General features: G+C 58.2%; 1 protein-coding gene. It reads right to left on the bottom strand.

The window, feature by feature from the left end:
- Positions 1 to 47: 47 nt before the first annotated feature.
- The coding region (locus tag A3730_RS27525; RefSeq protein WP_369819135.1) for an SIMPL domain-containing protein at positions 48 to 747 on the bottom strand (700 nt) is incomplete at its 5' end.

Below are 747 nucleotides of genomic sequence, written 5' to 3'. Positions count from 1 at the left end.
AGTGCGGCGCTACAAATCTGGCCCAGTGCATCCATGGGGATGTTCGCTCAGTTCAGTTCAAAGGTGATTTGTACCTGGGCGGAAATCTCGGTTTCGCCGGCCCGGTAACTGTCTGCGGCACCGCTTTCTTTGCTGCGAGCCATCATCATCACCGGTTGCGGGTGGTGGATCCCCTGAGCGGTGATCTGGAAGGCTTCGCCCAGGTCACGGTCTGCGGCTTCGGCAATGATCTCTGCCCGTTGACGGGCATCAGCCACGGCTTTTTCCAGGGCCTGGTTGCCCAGCTGGTCGCGGTTGCTAACTTCCGCACCGGCGGGGCGGATGTTACGTACGCCCTGTTCGGCAAGTCCTTCCAGTAGCTCCGCATAGGTTTCAAGGCCGTCGACCTTGAAGCTCACGTCGCGGCTGACCTGGTGGCCAATCAGTTTGCGTTCGGGTTGATACTGCCATTGGGGGGTGACTTGCATGGTGCTGGCGGTGACGGCCTTTTCTTCGATATCCAGGTCGTCTGCGAGATCCAGCATATTGCTGACAGACTCATCCACGCGATCTTTCATACCGGCGATGTCATCGCCGTTTTCACTGGCGGTAGCGACCACCGTGAAACGGTCTGGTTGGGCGCTGATTTCACCACTGCCGGATACGGTGATGCTGTCGCGGGTGGTATTGATGGTGGTGTTATCACAACCGGCCAGCGCCAGTGTGCCAGCGATCAACAAGGTCGCAGCGGATACAACTTTCATGATA

It is taken from the genome of Alcanivorax sp. HI0044 (assembly GCF_001634945.1).
Note: the sequence above shows the minus strand (reverse complement) of the source record. Positions and strands in the feature narration are given on the sequence as shown.